Genomic DNA, 14,595 nt, shown 5'->3' with positions numbered 1-14,595 from the left:
ATTTTTGAACAAGTGTCACTAAGTGGCGAACAAATTAGCACGATTGGGCAGTGCGCTAGCGACAGTCGCTGTAATCTGCACAAACGTAAAATAGGTTGGTGCCGTCCTGAGGAATGCCTAGCATTCCGGGAAAAGTAAGTTGCAAGCCAGAATAAGAGCGAAACAAGGCAGGCAAACCAATCAGAACAGGCAAAAGTGAGATCCCAACATGAGTGAACAGATCGAACAGGCGTTATCTAAACAATACGAAGCCGGGTTTTATTCTGAAATTGAATCCGAAACGTTTGAAAGTGGCCTGGACGAGTCGATTATTCGACGTATTTCGGCAATGAAAAACGAGCCTGAGTGGATGCTTGAGTGGCGTTTGAAGGCTTATCGCAGCTGGCTTGAAATGGACGAGCCTGAATGGGCCCACGTCGATTATCCGAAAATTGATTATCAGTCCATCTCTTACTATTCAGCGCCGAAAAGCATGAAGGACAAACCTAAGTCACTAGACGAAGTTGACCCAGAATTGCTGCGTACCTACGAAAAATTAGGTATTCCACTTCACGAGCAAGAAATGTTGGCTGGCGTTGCTGTAGACGCAGTATTCGACTCGGTGTCTGTTGTTACAACATTCCGCGAAAAGCTCGAAGAAGCGGGAGTGATTTTCTGCCCAATCTCTGAAGCGGTGCAGAAGTATCCCGATTTGGTGAAGAAATACATTGGTTCTGTTGTTCCTCGTACCGACAACTTCTTTGCCGCGTTAAACAGCGCTGTGTTCACTGATGGTTCTTTTGTTTACATTCCCAAGGGCGTGCGTTGTCCCATGGAATTGTCGACCTATTTCCGTATTAACGAGCAGAATACCGGCCAGTTTGAGCGTACGCTTATTGTTGCCGATGAAGGCAGCCATGTAAGTTATCTCGAAGGTTGTACCGCGCCTCAGCGCGATGAAAACCAATTACATGCTGCAGTTGTTGAATTGGTCGCTTTAGATGATGCCAATATCAAATACTCTACGGTTCAGAACTGGTATCCCGGTGACGAAAACGGTAAAGGCGGTATTTATAACTTTGTGACAAAGCGCGGAATCTGCCACACCAACGCTAAAATTTCTTGGACTCAGGTTGAAACTGGGTCTGCGGTAACGTGGAAGTATCCAAGCTGTGTATTGAAAGGCGACAACAGTGTCGGTGAGTTTTACTCAGTGGCCTTGACTCGTGGTCGTCAACAAGCGGATACAGGTACTAAGATGATACATCTTGGTAAAAACACCCGTTCTACCATTATTTCAAAAGGTATATCTGCCGGTAAGAGTAATAACGCTTACCGAGGCCTAGTACAAATGGGGCCTCGCGCAGACGGTGCACGTAACTTTACTCAGTGTGATTCGCTATTGATTGGCGATACCTGTGGCGCGCACACCTTCCCGTATATTGAAAGCCGCAACCCGTCGGCGATTGTTGAACACGAAGCCACAACTTCAAAAGTCAGCGATGAACAAATGTTCTTGTGTCAACAACGGGGTTTGGATCCGGAAAAAGCGGTATCCATGATTGTAAATGGCTTCTGTAAAGAAGTGTTCAAAGAGCTTCCTATGGAATTTGCCGTTGAAGCTGGCAAGTTGCTCGAAATTAGTCTTGAAGGTTCAGTGGGGTAATAAAATCAATGCTTAAAATCAGTAACTTACATGCCAGTGTAGAAGAAAAGAATATCATCAAAGGCCTTAACCTTGAAGTAAAGCCAGGTGAAGTACACGCGATTATGGGCCCTAATGGTGCTGGTAAAAGTACTCTGGGCTACGTGTTGTCTGGCCGCGAAGGTTATGAAGTGTCTGAAGGCGAAGTGTCGTTGAATGGCAAAGACATGTTGGAACTAGAAGTTGAAGAACGCGCCCACGAAGGTTTGTTCTTGGCGTTCCAATACCCAGTTGAAATTCCTGGCGTTAGCAACATGGAATTCATGAAAGAGTCGGTTAATGCGGCCCGTGAAAGCCGTGGTCAAGAGCCCCTAACTGCAGCTGAATTTCTTAAGAAAGCCAAAGAAGCCTGCAAGCAAGTTAACTTGCCACTCGACTTCCTAAAGCGTGGTGTGAACGAAGGTTTCTCAGGTGGTGAGAAAAAACGTAACGAAATCATGCAGATGATTTTGCTTGAGCCGAAGCTTTGTATTCTGGATGAGTCAGATTCAGGCCTTGACGTTGATGCACTTCAAGTGGTCGCGGATGGTGTAAACAGCCAGCGCGACGGCGAACGAAGCTTTATCGTTGTTACGCACTACCAACGATTACTCGATTACATCAAGCCTGATTTCGTTCACATTCTTGCCGACGGTAAAATTGTGAAAAGTGGCGATGCATCACTTGCCCTTGAAGTAGAAAAATCAGGGTATGCATTCCTAGGTAAAGGTTACGAGGAGGCCGAGGCATGAGCCAATGGCTGACACAGGTTATTGAAAGCGGCCAAAGCCAACAAGATTGGTTGGCCCCTGTGCGTCAGGCGGCCCTCGCAAATCTACAACAGACTGCATGGCCAACACGTCGTACAGAAGCATGGCGTTTCACTCCATTAGCGGCATTAGAAAAGCGCAACGCCAACTTAGCAGCGACATCGCCTGCGGTTGAAAAGCAAGCCATTCCCGGTATCGACGCGCACCATATTGTGTTCGCCGGTGGTGAATTACATACAGATTTGACCACAATTGCGTTACCAGAAGGCGTGACATTATGCAGCTTCGCTGATGCAAACGACGCTCAGCAAGCCCGTATTGCCCAATTGATGGGGAGTGTAAAACCTCAACACCACTTGTTTGGTATGGTGAATGACGCGGTGCTTCAGCAAGGCATTTATTTGCATGTTGCCGCAGGTGTCACACTGGATAAAGCGATTCACATTCACAACGTGGCGACTGATAACGTTGATCAACACACGCGCGTGTTGGTACACATTGAATCTGACGCAAAAGCAACGGTGATCGAACACGGCTACGGTGACGCTCCGAGTGCCAATACCAGCTTTGCTGAGTACGTGCTCGAAGAAAAAGCTGAGCTTGAACACTACCGTTTTGCTTTGTACACCAATAAAGCATTGCAGCTTGGCGGGAGTCACTTCCGTTTACATGCCGAAGCGCAGTTGAATAGCTCTGTGGTGGGTTTTGGTAGCGATTTGTCACGTTTAGATATGGACGTAGACTACGCTGGTGAAAACGCTCACGCTGAAATAAATGCCATTTATTTGTTGGCGGAAGGCGAATTGTTCGACTTGCACACAACCATCGAACACGCTGTGCCTCATTGCACAACCGAAGAAAACATTCGAGGTATTGTGGGCGACAATGCGCGAGCGGTGTTCAACGGGCGTATTCACATCCATCGTGATGCACAGAAAACACTCGCCGAGTTAAACAATCGCAACTTGCTCTTGTCTCGCCGTGGTGTGGTGAACACTAAGCCAGAGCTTGAGATTTATGCCGATGACGTACGCTGTGCACACGGTGCGACCATTGCCGAAATTTCTGAGCAAGAACTTTATTATCTATTGAGTCGCGGTATTAAGCGTAGTAAAGCGCTAGTGATGTTGAATTTTGGCTTTATTCAAGAGTTGATTAACAACATGCCTAATGCGGCGGTGTCTGATTGGCTACAGCCCATTCTTAGCCAACGTTTCGCCGAGATGGAGGTGAAATGAGTTTCGACCTACAAGCCTTGCGCGCTCAGTTTCCCATTTTATCGCAGAAGGTAGACGGCAAACCTCTGGTTTACCTTGATAACGCGGCAACGACGCAAAAACCTCAGGTAGTGATCGACGCGATTGTCGACTTTTACACTCACTGCAACGCCAATGTTCATCGTGGCGCGCATCAGCTTTCAGATGAAGCTACGCGTCGTTATGAACAAGCTCGCGACACTGTGGCAACTTTTATCAACGCATCATCGCGTGAAGAAGTCATTTGGACCAGTGGTACCACAGAGGCAATAAACCTTGCGGCTCGTGGCGCAGGCACGTTACTTAAGGCCGGTGATGAAGTCATGGTGACCGAAATGGAACACCACGCTAACTTGGTGACTTGGCAGCAAGCTTGTAAGCAAAGTGGCGCGACATTAAAAGTAGTGCCTATTTTTGACAATGGTGAACTTGACCTAGTGGCATTTGAGTCGCTGTTGAGTAACAACACCAAATTAGTGGCTTTCCCCCATGTATCCAATGCGTTAGGTACGATCAACCCTATTCAGTGGCTGACTGAAAAAGCCAAAGAAAAGGGCGCATGGGTGTTGGTTGACGGCGCTCAGGGGATTGCTCACGGCGACGTAGACGTACAAGCGATTGGCTGCGACTTCTATGCGTTTTCTGGTCACAAAATTTTCGGTCCCACTGGTGTGGGCGTGTTGTGGGGAAGAAAGTCGGTATTGGAAGATTGGCCTGTGTGGCTAACCGGTGGTGAAATGATTGCTGATGTGAGTTATCAAGACGCCACATGGGGCGCGTTGCCGAATCGCTTAGAAGCGGGTACGCCAAATATTGCTGGTGCTATTGGCTTGGGGGCGGCGCTCGCATGGTTCGCTGCGCAAGACTTAGCCGCTATTCAAGCCCACGAAAAACAGTTAATCGCAACGGCGATGGAACAAGCGAAAACCATTGAGGGCATGCGCTTAATTGGTACGGCTGAAAACAAAGTGGGTATTTTGAGTTTTGTCTTTGACAACGCTCACCCTGCTGATATTGGATTTATTTTAGATCGTCAAGGTGTGGCTATTCGCACAGGTGACAATTGCGCTCAACCCCTAATGAACCGTTTGGGAATCAAAGGTACAGCGCGCGCCTCTTTCTCTATTTACAACACCTTAGACGAAGTTGATAGCTTGTTTGCAGCATTGCGCAAGGCGCAAATGATGCTAGCGTAACGGAGAATAACTATGTCTGTTGAAACTTTTGTACCCAGTAAGTCAGTGGTTACGTTAACGGATACTGCCATTAAACACTTTGAGCGTAAGTTAAAAGACAAGCCGGGCACACTGATTCGCTTTTCAACCAAGGTCAGTGGTTGCACAGGGTATGCCTACGTATTGGATTTTGCTGAAGCTGCTGAAGAAAACGACGAAATTGTTGAAGTAAACGAAAACATCAAGTTGGCTGTCGCGCGTGATGCAATCCCGATGGTGAAAAACACCGAAATCGACTATGTGATGGAAGGGATCAACGGCATTATCAAATACAACAACCCCAATGTGGTTGATGAATGCGGTTGCGGTGAAAGCTTCAACATTACAGCGGGATAAGTAGTTTACTATGGCGCAAAAAATGGTCGTCACCGAACGTGACGTACTCGCTAGACGTGTTCCTTCCGGTGAAAAGCAAACGGTTCCTGAAGGCGAATTTGTCAATATCACCCAAGATTTGGGCGGGAATTACACCATTACGTGGCGCGGCAATATGTTGCGAATTGATGGCACCGATGCCGACGCGCTAGGGCGCAAGCCCCAAGTTCTCGATTTTGAAGCGCCGACCGATGGCAGCATTAGCGAGCAACAGATATGGGACGCCTTAGAAACCATTTACGACCCCGAAATCCCAATTAACCTGGTGTCACTGGGTTTGATCTACGGTGTTCACGTTGATCAAGATAACAAAAGCGTACAAGTTAATATGACATTGACCGCTCCAGGCTGTGGTATGGGACCGGTTTTAGTTGGTGATGTAGAATATCGCGTGGGTTTGGTGCCCAATGTCACGCAGGTAAAAGTGGAGTTGGTATTCGATCCACCTTGGTCTCGTGATATGATGAGTGAAGAAGCGCAGCTTGAAGCTGGGCTGTTTTTCTAACGATATTCATACATCAGGACACATCATGGCGTTGCCAAGCACAGAAGAAATCATTGACGATTTGGCGTTTTTTGACGACTGGGAACAGCGTTACCAATATATCATCGACTTGGGAAAAGCATTACCGGGTTTGCCTGAATCAGAACGAACGGCTGATCGTATTGTAAAAGGGTGTCAGTCGAATGTGTGGCTGGTAACGCGTGAACAAGACGGCAAACTTCAGTTTGATGTAGACAGCGACGCGGTAATCGTTCAGGGCCTGTTAGTCTTGGTACTGGCCGCATTTCATGACAAAACCCCTCAGGCCATCACCGAATTCGACGTAGACGGATATTTTGGCGAGCTCGACCTTGAGCGTCATATTACGCCTACACGAGGTAATGGCCTTCGCGCAATCGTTCAGAAAATTAAGCAAACTGCCCTACAAAAACTATAATTTTTTCAGCTAAATTAGGCGGTTATAATAAAACTGTCATTCAGCTGCAAAAAAGTGCGTAAAAAATTAGTCAACGGGAAGAATTTTGCCTATAATTCGCGGCCAAAATTTTAAATATTACTTAATTGACGGAGACAGAAAATGGCTCTAGAGCGTACGTTTTCTATTATCAAGCCTGACGCCGTTGCGAAAAACGTGATCGGTGCAATTTACAATCGTTTCGAATCTGCTGGTCTGCGCATTGTTGCTTCTAAAATGCTGCACATGAGCAAAGAGCAGGCTGAAGGTTTCTACGCTGAACACAAAGAGCGTCCTTTCTTCGGTGCATTGGTTGACTTCATGACTTCTGGCCCAGTAATGGTTCAAGTACTTGAAGGCGAAAACGCAGTAGTGAAAAACCGTGAAATCATGGGTGCAACTAACCCAGCTGAAGCGGCTGCAGGTACTCTACGTGCAGACTACGCGGTTTCTATCGACGAAAACGCAGTTCACGGTTCTGATGCTCCTGAATCAGCGGCACGTGAAATCGCTTATTTCTTCTCAGAAGAAGAGATTTGCCCTCGTACACGCTAAAATAAACGTGTCAACGACCAGAAAGGGAGCTTTGGCTCCCTTTTTGCGTCATAGATAGCTTCCCGTTTCATAAAGGTTTTTATTCATGGCAAAGATCAATCTGCTTAATTTTAATCGCGAAGGCTTGCGTAATTTTTTCAAGGAAATTGGCGAAAAGCCATTTCGTGCTGATCAGCTAATGAAGTGGATTTATCAGCAAGGGGTCAGTGATTTCAATGAAATGACAAACCTGAATAAAGGCTTGCGTGAGAAGCTCATCGATAAATGTGAGATTAAAGCGCCTGAAATTGCTTATTACCAGCAAGCGACAGACGGCACAATTAAATTTGCCTTGAAATTGGAAGGCGGGCAAGAAGTTGAGACCGTGTGGATACCTGAAGCGGATCGCGCAACCTTGTGTGTGTCATCTCAGGTAGGGTGTGCGCTTGAATGTACCTTCTGCTCTACCGCACAACAAGGTTTTAACCGTAACTTGACGGTCAGCGAGATTATCGGGCAAGTATGGCGAGTAGCAACCACGCTCGGCTTGTCTAACGATACTTCTAAGCGCCCAGTGACCAATGTGGTGATGATGGGCATGGGTGAGCCTTTGCTTAACCTGAAAAACGTGGTGCCAGCGATGGACATTATGCTGGACGATTTCGGCTTTGGTTTGTCGAAACGTCGCGTAACGTTGAGTACCTCGGGTGTGGTACCTGCATTGGATATGCTGGGAGACCAAATTGACGTGGCACTTGCCATTTCGTTACATGCGCCTAACGATACGTTGCGTAATGAAATTGTACCGATTAACAAAAAGTACCCTATCGATGTATTCCTTGCCGGTGTGCGTCGTTATTTAAGTAAGTCTCGGGCGAACCAAGGTAAGGTCACAGTTGAATACGTGATGCTTAACCAAATTAACGACAGTACTGATCAAGCGCATGAGTTAGCGAAAGTACTGAATGACACACCGAGCAAAATTAACCTGATCCCCTTTAACCCTTATCCCGGTTCACCGTACACCTGTTCGAGTAATTCGCGTATCGATCGATTCGCTAAAGTACTGATGGGCTACGGTTTTACGGTAGTTGTACGCAAAACTCGTGGTGACGATATTGACGCTGCATGTGGCCAATTAGTGGGGGATGTTGTCGACCGAACCAAAAGAATGTTGAAAAAACAGATGAAGGGTGAAGCAATTTCGGTAAAAATGGCAGAATAACAAGATGATAACCAAAGGGTAGGAGTCCTATGCGTATCACCGCCGCCATTTTTATGATTTGTTTCACACTGTTTGGCTGTGTGAGTCAATCGAGTAACAACCGTTTTTCAAACGGGGATTTCGACGCTCAGGACGCGGCCAAAACCCGCGTTTCGCTTGGCTTAACTTATCTTAAAAATGGGAACTTCACCCAAGCCAAGAAAAACTTAGATATGGCGCTTCAGTATGCGCCATCACTACCCGACGTGCATTACGGCCTAGGCTATTATTATCAGCTAGTCGAAGAGACCGCCAGAGCCGAGTCGTCGTATAAGAAAGCATTGCAACTGGCACCCAATAACGCCGATATAGCCAATAGTTACGGCGCGTTTTTGTGTCAACTTGGTCGATTAGACGACGCTAAAGTGTATTTCGATAAAGCGATTAACAACCCTCAATATGCGAATACCGCAGAAACCTACGAAAACATGGCTTTGTGTGCGCAAAGTGAAGCGCGGTTTGACGAAGCAGAAACCTATTTGGAAAGCGCGCTCAATCACCAGCCCGGCAGAAGCAAAAGTTTATTGTTGTTAGTAGAGTTACACTTGGCCCAGAAGCAATGGGACAAGGCCAGTGACGCCATGAAACGCTATCAAAAAACGGGCAAGATTACGCCTGATATCTTGTGGAAGTCGGTGCAAATTGCCGAAGGGCAGGGCGATATCATGACGGCGCGAGGCTATGGTGACATGTTGGTTAGCATGTACCCTAATCACCCTATTACAAAACAATATATGGCACATGAAGAGCCACTTCCTGTGGTATCAGTGACGCGTAAGGCCAAAGTCGCTGAATCTGCCCAGAGCGAAGCGCAAAATTCAGATCCTGCACCTTCAGTTGCACACGTTCAGGAAGTAACAAAAACAACGAGCGATGCAGAGCTGGGGGAAGCTCAGAACGATCGCCGCTTCCATATTGTTAACGCAACTGAAAACCTATATCGTTTATCGCTTAAATATAATATTAAGTTAGACACACTGAGAGAATGGAACAATCTTAGTTCAACAAGTGTAATCAAAGTGGGTCAAAAAATTTGGTTGGTTCCACCCGAGCAGCAAAGTAAGTAGGGAATCGCGAATATGACAGAAGAAACACCAGAAGTTGTTGATAACGAACAAGACTCGAATACGCAAACGAGCCCAGGTACACAACTGCGTTTAGCGCGAGAAGCTCAAGGCATGACGCAGCTTGATATGGCGAATAAGCTATATTTGCGGGTTAGTAATATCGATGACATCGAGCATGACAAAATTAATGATAACTCATCCGTTACCTTTGCAAAGGGATACGTGAAGCTTTACGCCAAACACTTGGGGTTAGATGTCGCGGCAGTGGTGGAGAGTTTTGAGCAGTATCACACGGCCAAGCCTGAACCGGCGAAATTGCAGAGTTTTTCACGCCGCGTAGCAAAGCAGGCCAACGACGACCGTTGGATGATGGTAACGTATGTTATTCTCATTGTGGTTATCGCCAGTGCCGTGGTGTGGTGGTTTCAACAAACTGATTCAACCAGTGACCTATTTGATTCGGTTACCAATGAAAGTGAAGACGTTGCCGCAGTGGTGACTGCCGAAGACAGTCAGGATAGTGTCGACACAAGTGCGCAAACGTTCGATTCAACACAAGCACCAGCTGATGAAAACGTAGATAGTGAGTCATCACTCGCTTCAGATGGAACGATTGACGAACCTTTGTCTACACCAGTGCAAGAAGATGTATTGGCAGACCAGTACGCCGCGACAGTCGCCGACGATGCTGATGAGCGCAGCGAGTTTGTTGCAGAAACAACCCCACAACCAGCCGTTGCCGAACCTGTAAACTTGGGGGCGCCGGTCGAATTGGTTTTTACCTTTAGCGAAGATTGCTGGGTTAATATTACCGACGCCAGTGGTGAACGTATCGCCTATGGCATTAAAGCCGCGGGACGAGTGATGCCCGTGACAGGTTATGCGCCTTTTGAAGTGACTCTAGGTGCGCCACAAGTTGTGAAACTGACCTTTGACGGTGAACCCGTAGATTTGTCGCGCTTTAGAGAAGGGCGCACTGCTCGATTCAATTTACCCCTACAGGAATCATGATGTTTGCTGAATCTCCAATCAAACGTAGAAAGTCTATCCGCATCAATGTGGGTAACGTACCGATAGGTGATGGCGCGCCAATTGCTGTGCAATCGATGACGAACACGCCGACTACCGATGTAGACGCCACGGTTGCGCAAATTAAGCGAATTGTCGGTGTGGGCGGAGAACTGGTTCGAGTGTCAGTGCCAACGATGGACGCAGCAGAGGCATTTAAAGAAATACGAAAGCAAGTCGACGTTCCTCTAATCGCAGATATTCACTTTGATTATCGCATTGCGTTGAAAGTGGCTGAATACGGTGTTGATTGCCTGCGTATTAACCCAGGTAATATCGGCAACATGGAGCGTGTACGGTCGGTTGTTGATTGTGCCAAAGACAAAAACATCCCCATTCGCATTGGCGTAAATGGCGGGTCGCTGGAAAAAGACCTACAGGAAAAGTACGGTGAACCTACACCCGAAGCCTTGGTAGAGTCGGCAATGCGACATGTTGATATTCTCGACAAACTCAATTTTGATCAGTTTAAAGTGTCAGTGAAAGCCTCGGATGTATTTTTAGCCGTGGGGGCGTATCGTTTATTGGCTCAACAAATTGACCAACCGTTGCACCTGGGTATTACTGAAGCAGGCGGTCAACGAGCTGGCGCGGTTAAAAGTGCAGTCGGCTTGGGCATGTTGTTGGCCGAAGGTATTGGTGACACTTTACGGGTGTCGTTGGCGGCTGACCCAGTGGAAGAAATTAAAGTTGGCTTTGATATTCTAAAATCTCTGCGCATTCGTTCTCGTGGTATTAATTTTATTGCTTGCCCGAGTTGTTCACGGCAAGAATTTGATGTTATTGGCACCGTGAATGCCCTTGAGCAGCGCGTGGAAGATATTCTCACTCCTATGGATGTGTCGATTATCGGCTGTGTGGTGAATGGCCCAGGCGAAGCAGAAGTGTCTGATTTAGGGCTAACAGGGGCGCGGAATATGAGCGGTTATTACCTTGATGGCAAGCGCCAAAAAGAACGCCTCGCGAATGACGATCTCGTTGATCAACTCGAAAAGCGCATTCGTGCTAAAGCCTCCATGCTCGACGAAAATAACAAGATACAAATTCAATTGAAAAACTGACCGTTTGGTTTTTGTTCAATTGTTTTCAACGATTGTTGTTTACTGCTAAAGCCCCTATAATACGGGGCTTTTATTTATAACCCAAAGAAAGAGAAGTCACAGGTGGCGAAAACAATTCAGGCAATTCGTGGGATGAATGACTGTCTGCCAGAAGTTTCTGGTATCTGGCAAGAAGTAGAAACGCGATTGAGACAAGTCGTGGCAAGCTACGGTTATCAAGAAATCCGCACGCCAATTGTTGAAAGTACTGATCTGTTTAAGCGTTCAATCGGTGAAGTTACCGATATTGTTGAAAAAGAGATGTACACCTTTGAAGATCGCAACGGCGATAGCCTAACGCTTCGTCCCGAAGGCACAGCGAGCTGTGTAAGAGCGGGCAACGAGCACGGTCTACTCTACAATCAGCAGCAACGCTTGTGGTATATGGGGCCCATGTTCCGCCACGAACGTCCACAAAAAGGGCGTTATCGCCAGTTCCACCAGTTTGGCGTGGAAACCTATGGCCTGGATGGCCCTGATATTGACCTCGAAGTGATATTACTCAGCGCGCGTATTTGGAAGGTGTTCGGTATTGAAAACCACGTAACCTTGCAAATTAATTCGCTAGGCTCCAATGAGGCGAGACAAGCGTATCGCGATGCTTTGGTTGCTTACTTACAGCAACACGAAGATAAACTCGACGAAGATTCAAAGCGTCGAATGACCACCAACCCGTTACGTGTTTTAGACAGTAAAAACCCTGATGTGCAAGCCGCATTAGTGGGTGCGCCTTCGTTGATGGACCATCTGGATGATGAATCTAAACAACATTTTACAATTTTATGTGAACGTTTGACGCAAGCGGGTATCGAATATGAGATTAACCCTCGTCTCGTGCGTGGCTTAGACTATTACAACCGCACTGTGTTTGAATGGGTTACTGAAAGTTTAGGGGCGCAAGGTACCGTGTGTGCCGGCGGCCGTTACGATGGTCTAGTTGAACAATTAGGCGGCCGAGCAACCCCCGCTGTTGGTTTTGCGATGGGCCTTGAACGTCTCGTGCTGCTTCTTACTACACTAGAAAAAGCGGTTGGTCCTGAAGGTACCGCAGACGTTTATGTGACGGCATTGGGTGAAGATGCTGAAAGCTATGCATTTAGCGTGGCTGAAGCCATTCGCGATGCCAATACTCACGTACGTGTGATGTTGCATTGTGGTGGTGGTAATTTGAAGAAACAGTTAAAGCGCGCTGATAAAACCGGTGCGAAATACGCGTTATTGTTGGGCTCTGACGAGCAGGCGCAGCAGCAAGTGACACTCAAACCACTACGTGGTGATGGTGAACAAACAACAATGGCGCTAGACGAATTTATCAGCCAGTTAGACTCACTGATTTAAGATAACACAGCATAACACTTAGCATGACAAAAGCTCTGCTAAGCATAATAGAGGTATATGCATGGAACAGTTCGCAACAGAAGAACAACAAGTTGAAGCGATAAAGCAGTTTTGGAAAGACCACGGCACGTCAATTATTGTCGGTGCGGTACTCGGCCTTGGTGGTTTGGTCGGTTGGCGTTATTACTCCGATATGAAAATCGAGCAAAAGGAAACAGCGTCTATTGCTTATCAAGCTGCGGTTGAGTCGATCGATGACAGTGGTAACCTTGCTGAGCTTGAAGTTTTTATTGATGATAACAAAGGCAACAGTGGCTATGCTGATATTGCTGCATTAGTTGCTGCACAGCAAGCGGTCTCTTCAGACGACCTAGTGTCAGCTGAAAAACATCTTAACACTGCTATCGCCAATACCGGTGACGAGCATTTAGCCAGTGTTGCACGTACACGACTAGCGCGTGTTCAATTGGCACAAGAAAAGTACGACGCCGCACTAACTACCTTAGCAGGTGTAACTGAAGACGCATTCGTTGCTCAAGTTGAAGAGATTAAAGGCGACATTTACGTTGCACAACAAAAATTCGACCAAGCCCGTTTAGCTTATTCTACCGCCCTTGAAAAGGCCGGGGGCAACCGCCTGCTTGAAATGAAACTTGATAACCTGTCTGTTACGGCGGGCTCATAAATGATTGCTAGCTTTATGCGTAAAACACGAGTGAACCGCAAGTCGCTTACGCGAGCTTGCGTTGCCACTGTTATGCTCGCGAGCATTGGTGGCTGTAGTACTATTTCAGATTGGTTTGCCGATGAAGAAGAGTTAGAAATTCGTCGCTTAAAACCTATCGAAATGCAATTTGAGCCTCAAATTGTATGGCAAACCGACCTAGGTGAAGGGGTTGATGATTATTTCTCAACACTACGCCCTGTATATGCATACGATAAACTCTATGCGGCAGAGCGTCATGGTGTGGTTGCAGCACTGAATCCAGAAAACGGTGAGCGCATTTGGGAAACGAATTTTGCTATTTTTCCCGACGATGGTATTTGGGATTCAATTGCCCGTTTATGGCGCAGTGGCGCGTCGGCTAAAGTCAGTGCATTAAACGTGGGTTACAACCGCGTATTTATTGGCACGGAAGACGGCAAATTAATGGCCTTGAATGCCGAGTCTGGTGAACTAGACTGGGAAGTGTCTTTGAATGGCGAAGTGTTAGCGCCGCCAGCAATGGATGAAGGCATTTTGGTAGTGAACACTGGGGCTGGTACGCTATTTGGTTTGGATATCACCACAGGTGAAACCTTGTGGGAAACCGAAACTGACGTGCCGCCACTTACGCTTCGTGGTATTTCGGCCCCAGCAGCGGGTAATGGTGGTGCGCTGGTTGGTACGCCTACGGGCAAACTACAGGTGAATATCATTAACTCAGGCTTAATGGCTTGGGAAGCGGCAATTACAGCGCCAGCTGGGGCAACTGAGCTTGAGCGTATTGTTGACGTTGATACCTCTCCGGTGATTGTCGGCGGTACTATTTATGTTGTGTCTTACAATGGAACGCTCGCATCGGTAGAAATGCGCAGTGGTCGAGTTGTATGGAAGCGCGAATATGGCGCTTATCGCAACATCTCGGTTCAAGGTAACAAGTTGTTTGTGGTAGACAACAATGCATATGTGTACGCACTTGATCGCCGTAACGGCGTAGAGTTGTGGTCACAAAATAGTTTGCGTGGGCGTTTGCTAACGAGCGCAGAACCATTTGATGAATACGTTGTAGTTGGCGATAATTGGGGTTACATGCACTTTATTGAGCAAGAAACCGGTAAGATTGTTTCACGCATTGAAGTGGGTGGCGATGACGAAGACGAAGCTTTGTTCTCTGCACCACTTAAAGTGAACGACATGATTATTGCTACCACGCGCGACGGTGAAGTAGCCGCAGTTAAGTTACCTAAGCCGTAATTGTGAGTA

At 47.1% G+C, this 14,595-nt stretch carries 15 protein-coding genes; all 15 read left to right on the top strand.

Annotation, left to right across the window (positions count from 1 at the left end; all coding sequences use genetic code 11):
• The first annotated feature begins 208 nt into the window (after positions 1 to 208).
• The 15 genes from sufB (at position 209) to bamB (ending at position 14,586) form a co-directional block, all read left to right on the top strand.
• A complete protein-coding gene (sufB, locus tag ACXAH6_RS09195) occupies positions 209 to 1,645 on the top strand; it encodes a Fe-S cluster assembly protein SufB (protein WP_474876360.1) in 1,437 nt (478 codons plus the stop codon).
• Positions 1,646 to 1,653: 8 nt separating this feature from the next.
• Entirely contained in the window at positions 1,654 to 2,415 is a 762-nt protein-coding gene (sufC, locus tag ACXAH6_RS09190) for a Fe-S cluster assembly ATPase SufC (protein WP_474876359.1), read from the top strand.
• Positions 2,412 to 3,671 (top strand): Fe-S cluster assembly protein SufD, encoded by a 1,260-nt coding sequence (sufD, locus tag ACXAH6_RS09185; protein WP_474876358.1) that lies wholly within the window; start codon positions 2,412 to 2,414, stop codon positions 3,669 to 3,671. Before sufC ends, sufD begins: the two co-directional genes overlap by 4 nt.
• Positions 3,668 to 4,885, top strand: coding sequence for an aminotransferase class V-fold PLP-dependent enzyme (locus tag ACXAH6_RS09180; RefSeq protein WP_474876357.1), 1,218 nt, complete (start codon positions 3,668 to 3,670; stop codon positions 4,883 to 4,885). The genes sufD and ACXAH6_RS09180 overlap by 4 nt, the downstream gene beginning before the upstream one ends.
• Positions 4,886 to 4,897: 12 nt before the next feature.
• On the top strand, positions 4,898 to 5,260 hold the full coding sequence (locus ACXAH6_RS09175; protein WP_474876356.1) for a HesB/IscA family protein: 363 nt from the start codon (positions 4,898 to 4,900) through the stop codon (positions 5,258 to 5,260).
• A gap of 10 nt (positions 5,261 to 5,270) precedes the next feature.
• On the top strand, positions 5,271 to 5,804 hold the full coding sequence (gene sufT / locus ACXAH6_RS09170; protein ID WP_474876355.1) for a putative Fe-S cluster assembly protein SufT: 534 nt from the start codon (positions 5,271 to 5,273) through the stop codon (positions 5,802 to 5,804).
• Positions 5,805 to 5,829: 25 nt separating this feature from the next.
• A complete protein-coding gene (locus ACXAH6_RS09165; RefSeq protein WP_474876354.1) occupies positions 5,830 to 6,240 on the top strand; it encodes a SufE family protein in 411 nt (136 codons plus the stop codon).
• Positions 6,241 to 6,381: 141 nt separating this feature from the next.
• Complete coding sequence (gene ndk / locus ACXAH6_RS09160) at positions 6,382 to 6,813, top strand: nucleoside-diphosphate kinase (protein ID WP_115591749.1); 432 nt, start codon at positions 6,382 to 6,384, stop codon at positions 6,811 to 6,813.
• A gap of 85 nt (positions 6,814 to 6,898) precedes the next feature.
• Positions 6,899 to 8,017, top strand: coding sequence for a dual-specificity RNA methyltransferase RlmN (rlmN, locus tag ACXAH6_RS09155; RefSeq protein ID WP_474876353.1), 1,119 nt, complete (start codon positions 6,899 to 6,901; stop codon positions 8,015 to 8,017).
• 29 nt (positions 8,018 to 8,046) lie between these two features.
• On the top strand, positions 8,047 to 9,123 hold the full coding sequence (gene pilW / locus ACXAH6_RS09150) for a type IV pilus biogenesis/stability protein PilW (RefSeq protein ID WP_474876352.1): 1,077 nt from the start codon (positions 8,047 to 8,049) through the stop codon (positions 9,121 to 9,123).
• A 12-nt stretch (positions 9,124 to 9,135) separates the two neighbouring features.
• On the top strand, positions 9,136 to 10,134 hold the full coding sequence (locus ACXAH6_RS09145; RefSeq protein WP_474876351.1) for a RodZ domain-containing protein: 999 nt from the start codon (positions 9,136 to 9,138) through the stop codon (positions 10,132 to 10,134).
• Positions 10,134 to 11,252 carry a flavodoxin-dependent (E)-4-hydroxy-3-methylbut-2-enyl-diphosphate synthase gene (gene ispG / locus ACXAH6_RS09140; protein WP_474876427.1) on the top strand — a complete coding sequence of 373 codons (1,119 nt, stop codon included), beginning with the start codon at positions 10,134 to 10,136 and terminating at the stop codon, positions 11,250 to 11,252. Before ACXAH6_RS09145 ends, ispG begins: the two co-directional genes overlap by 1 nt.
• A gap of 102 nt (positions 11,253 to 11,354) precedes the next feature.
• Complete coding sequence (gene hisS / locus ACXAH6_RS09135) at positions 11,355 to 12,629, top strand: histidine--tRNA ligase (RefSeq protein WP_474876350.1); 1,275 nt, start codon at positions 11,355 to 11,357, stop codon at positions 12,627 to 12,629.
• Positions 12,630 to 12,690: 61 nt separating this feature from the next.
• Positions 12,691 to 13,314: a YfgM family protein gene (locus ACXAH6_RS09130; RefSeq protein ID WP_474876349.1), complete on the top strand. Its 624-nt coding sequence runs from the start codon at positions 12,691 to 12,693 to the stop codon at positions 13,312 to 13,314.
• Positions 13,315 to 14,586: an outer membrane protein assembly factor BamB gene (gene bamB / locus ACXAH6_RS09125; protein ID WP_474876348.1), complete on the top strand. Its 1,272-nt coding sequence runs from the start codon at positions 13,315 to 13,317 to the stop codon at positions 14,584 to 14,586.
• The last annotated feature ends 9 nt before the right edge of the window (positions 14,587 to 14,595 follow it).

It is taken from the genome of Alteromonas sp. ABE4_545 (genome assembly GCF_056161325.1).
Note: the sequence above shows the minus strand (reverse complement) of the source record. Positions and strands in the feature narration are given on the sequence as shown.

Bases quoted from the DNA above. Each gene is read 5' to 3' on its own strand.
- ACXAH6_RS09145 (WP_474876351.1), top strand. From the start codon at position 9,136: ATGACAGAAGAAACACCAGAAGTTGTTGATAACGAACAAGACTCGAAT.
- rlmN (WP_474876353.1), top strand. From the start codon at position 6,899: ATGGCAAAGATCAATCTGCTTAATTTTAATCGCGAAGGCTTGCGTAAT.
- ACXAH6_RS09130 (WP_474876349.1), top strand. From the start codon at position 12,691: ATGGAACAGTTCGCAACAGAAGAACAACAAGTTGAAGCGATAAAGCAG.
- sufB (WP_474876360.1), top strand. From the start codon at position 209: ATGAGTGAACAGATCGAACAGGCGTTATCTAAACAATACGAAGCCGGG.
- ndk (WP_115591749.1), top strand. From the start codon at position 6,382: ATGGCTCTAGAGCGTACGTTTTCTATTATCAAGCCTGACGCCGTTGCG.
- sufT (WP_474876355.1), top strand. From the start codon at position 5,271: ATGGCGCAAAAAATGGTCGTCACCGAACGTGACGTACTCGCTAGACGT.
- bamB (WP_474876348.1), top strand. From the start codon at position 13,315: ATGATTGCTAGCTTTATGCGTAAAACACGAGTGAACCGCAAGTCGCTT.
- ACXAH6_RS09180 (WP_474876357.1), top strand. From the start codon at position 3,668: ATGAGTTTCGACCTACAAGCCTTGCGCGCTCAGTTTCCCATTTTATCG.
- ACXAH6_RS09165 (WP_474876354.1), top strand. From the start codon at position 5,830: ATGGCGTTGCCAAGCACAGAAGAAATCATTGACGATTTGGCGTTTTTT.
- ispG (WP_474876427.1), top strand. From the start codon at position 10,134: ATGTTTGCTGAATCTCCAATCAAACGTAGAAAGTCTATCCGCATCAAT.
- ACXAH6_RS09175 (WP_474876356.1), top strand. From the start codon at position 4,898: ATGTCTGTTGAAACTTTTGTACCCAGTAAGTCAGTGGTTACGTTAACG.
- sufC (WP_474876359.1), top strand. From the start codon at position 1,654: ATGCTTAAAATCAGTAACTTACATGCCAGTGTAGAAGAAAAGAATATC.
- pilW (WP_474876352.1), top strand. From the start codon at position 8,047: ATGCGTATCACCGCCGCCATTTTTATGATTTGTTTCACACTGTTTGGC.
- sufD (WP_474876358.1), top strand. From the start codon at position 2,412: ATGAGCCAATGGCTGACACAGGTTATTGAAAGCGGCCAAAGCCAACAA.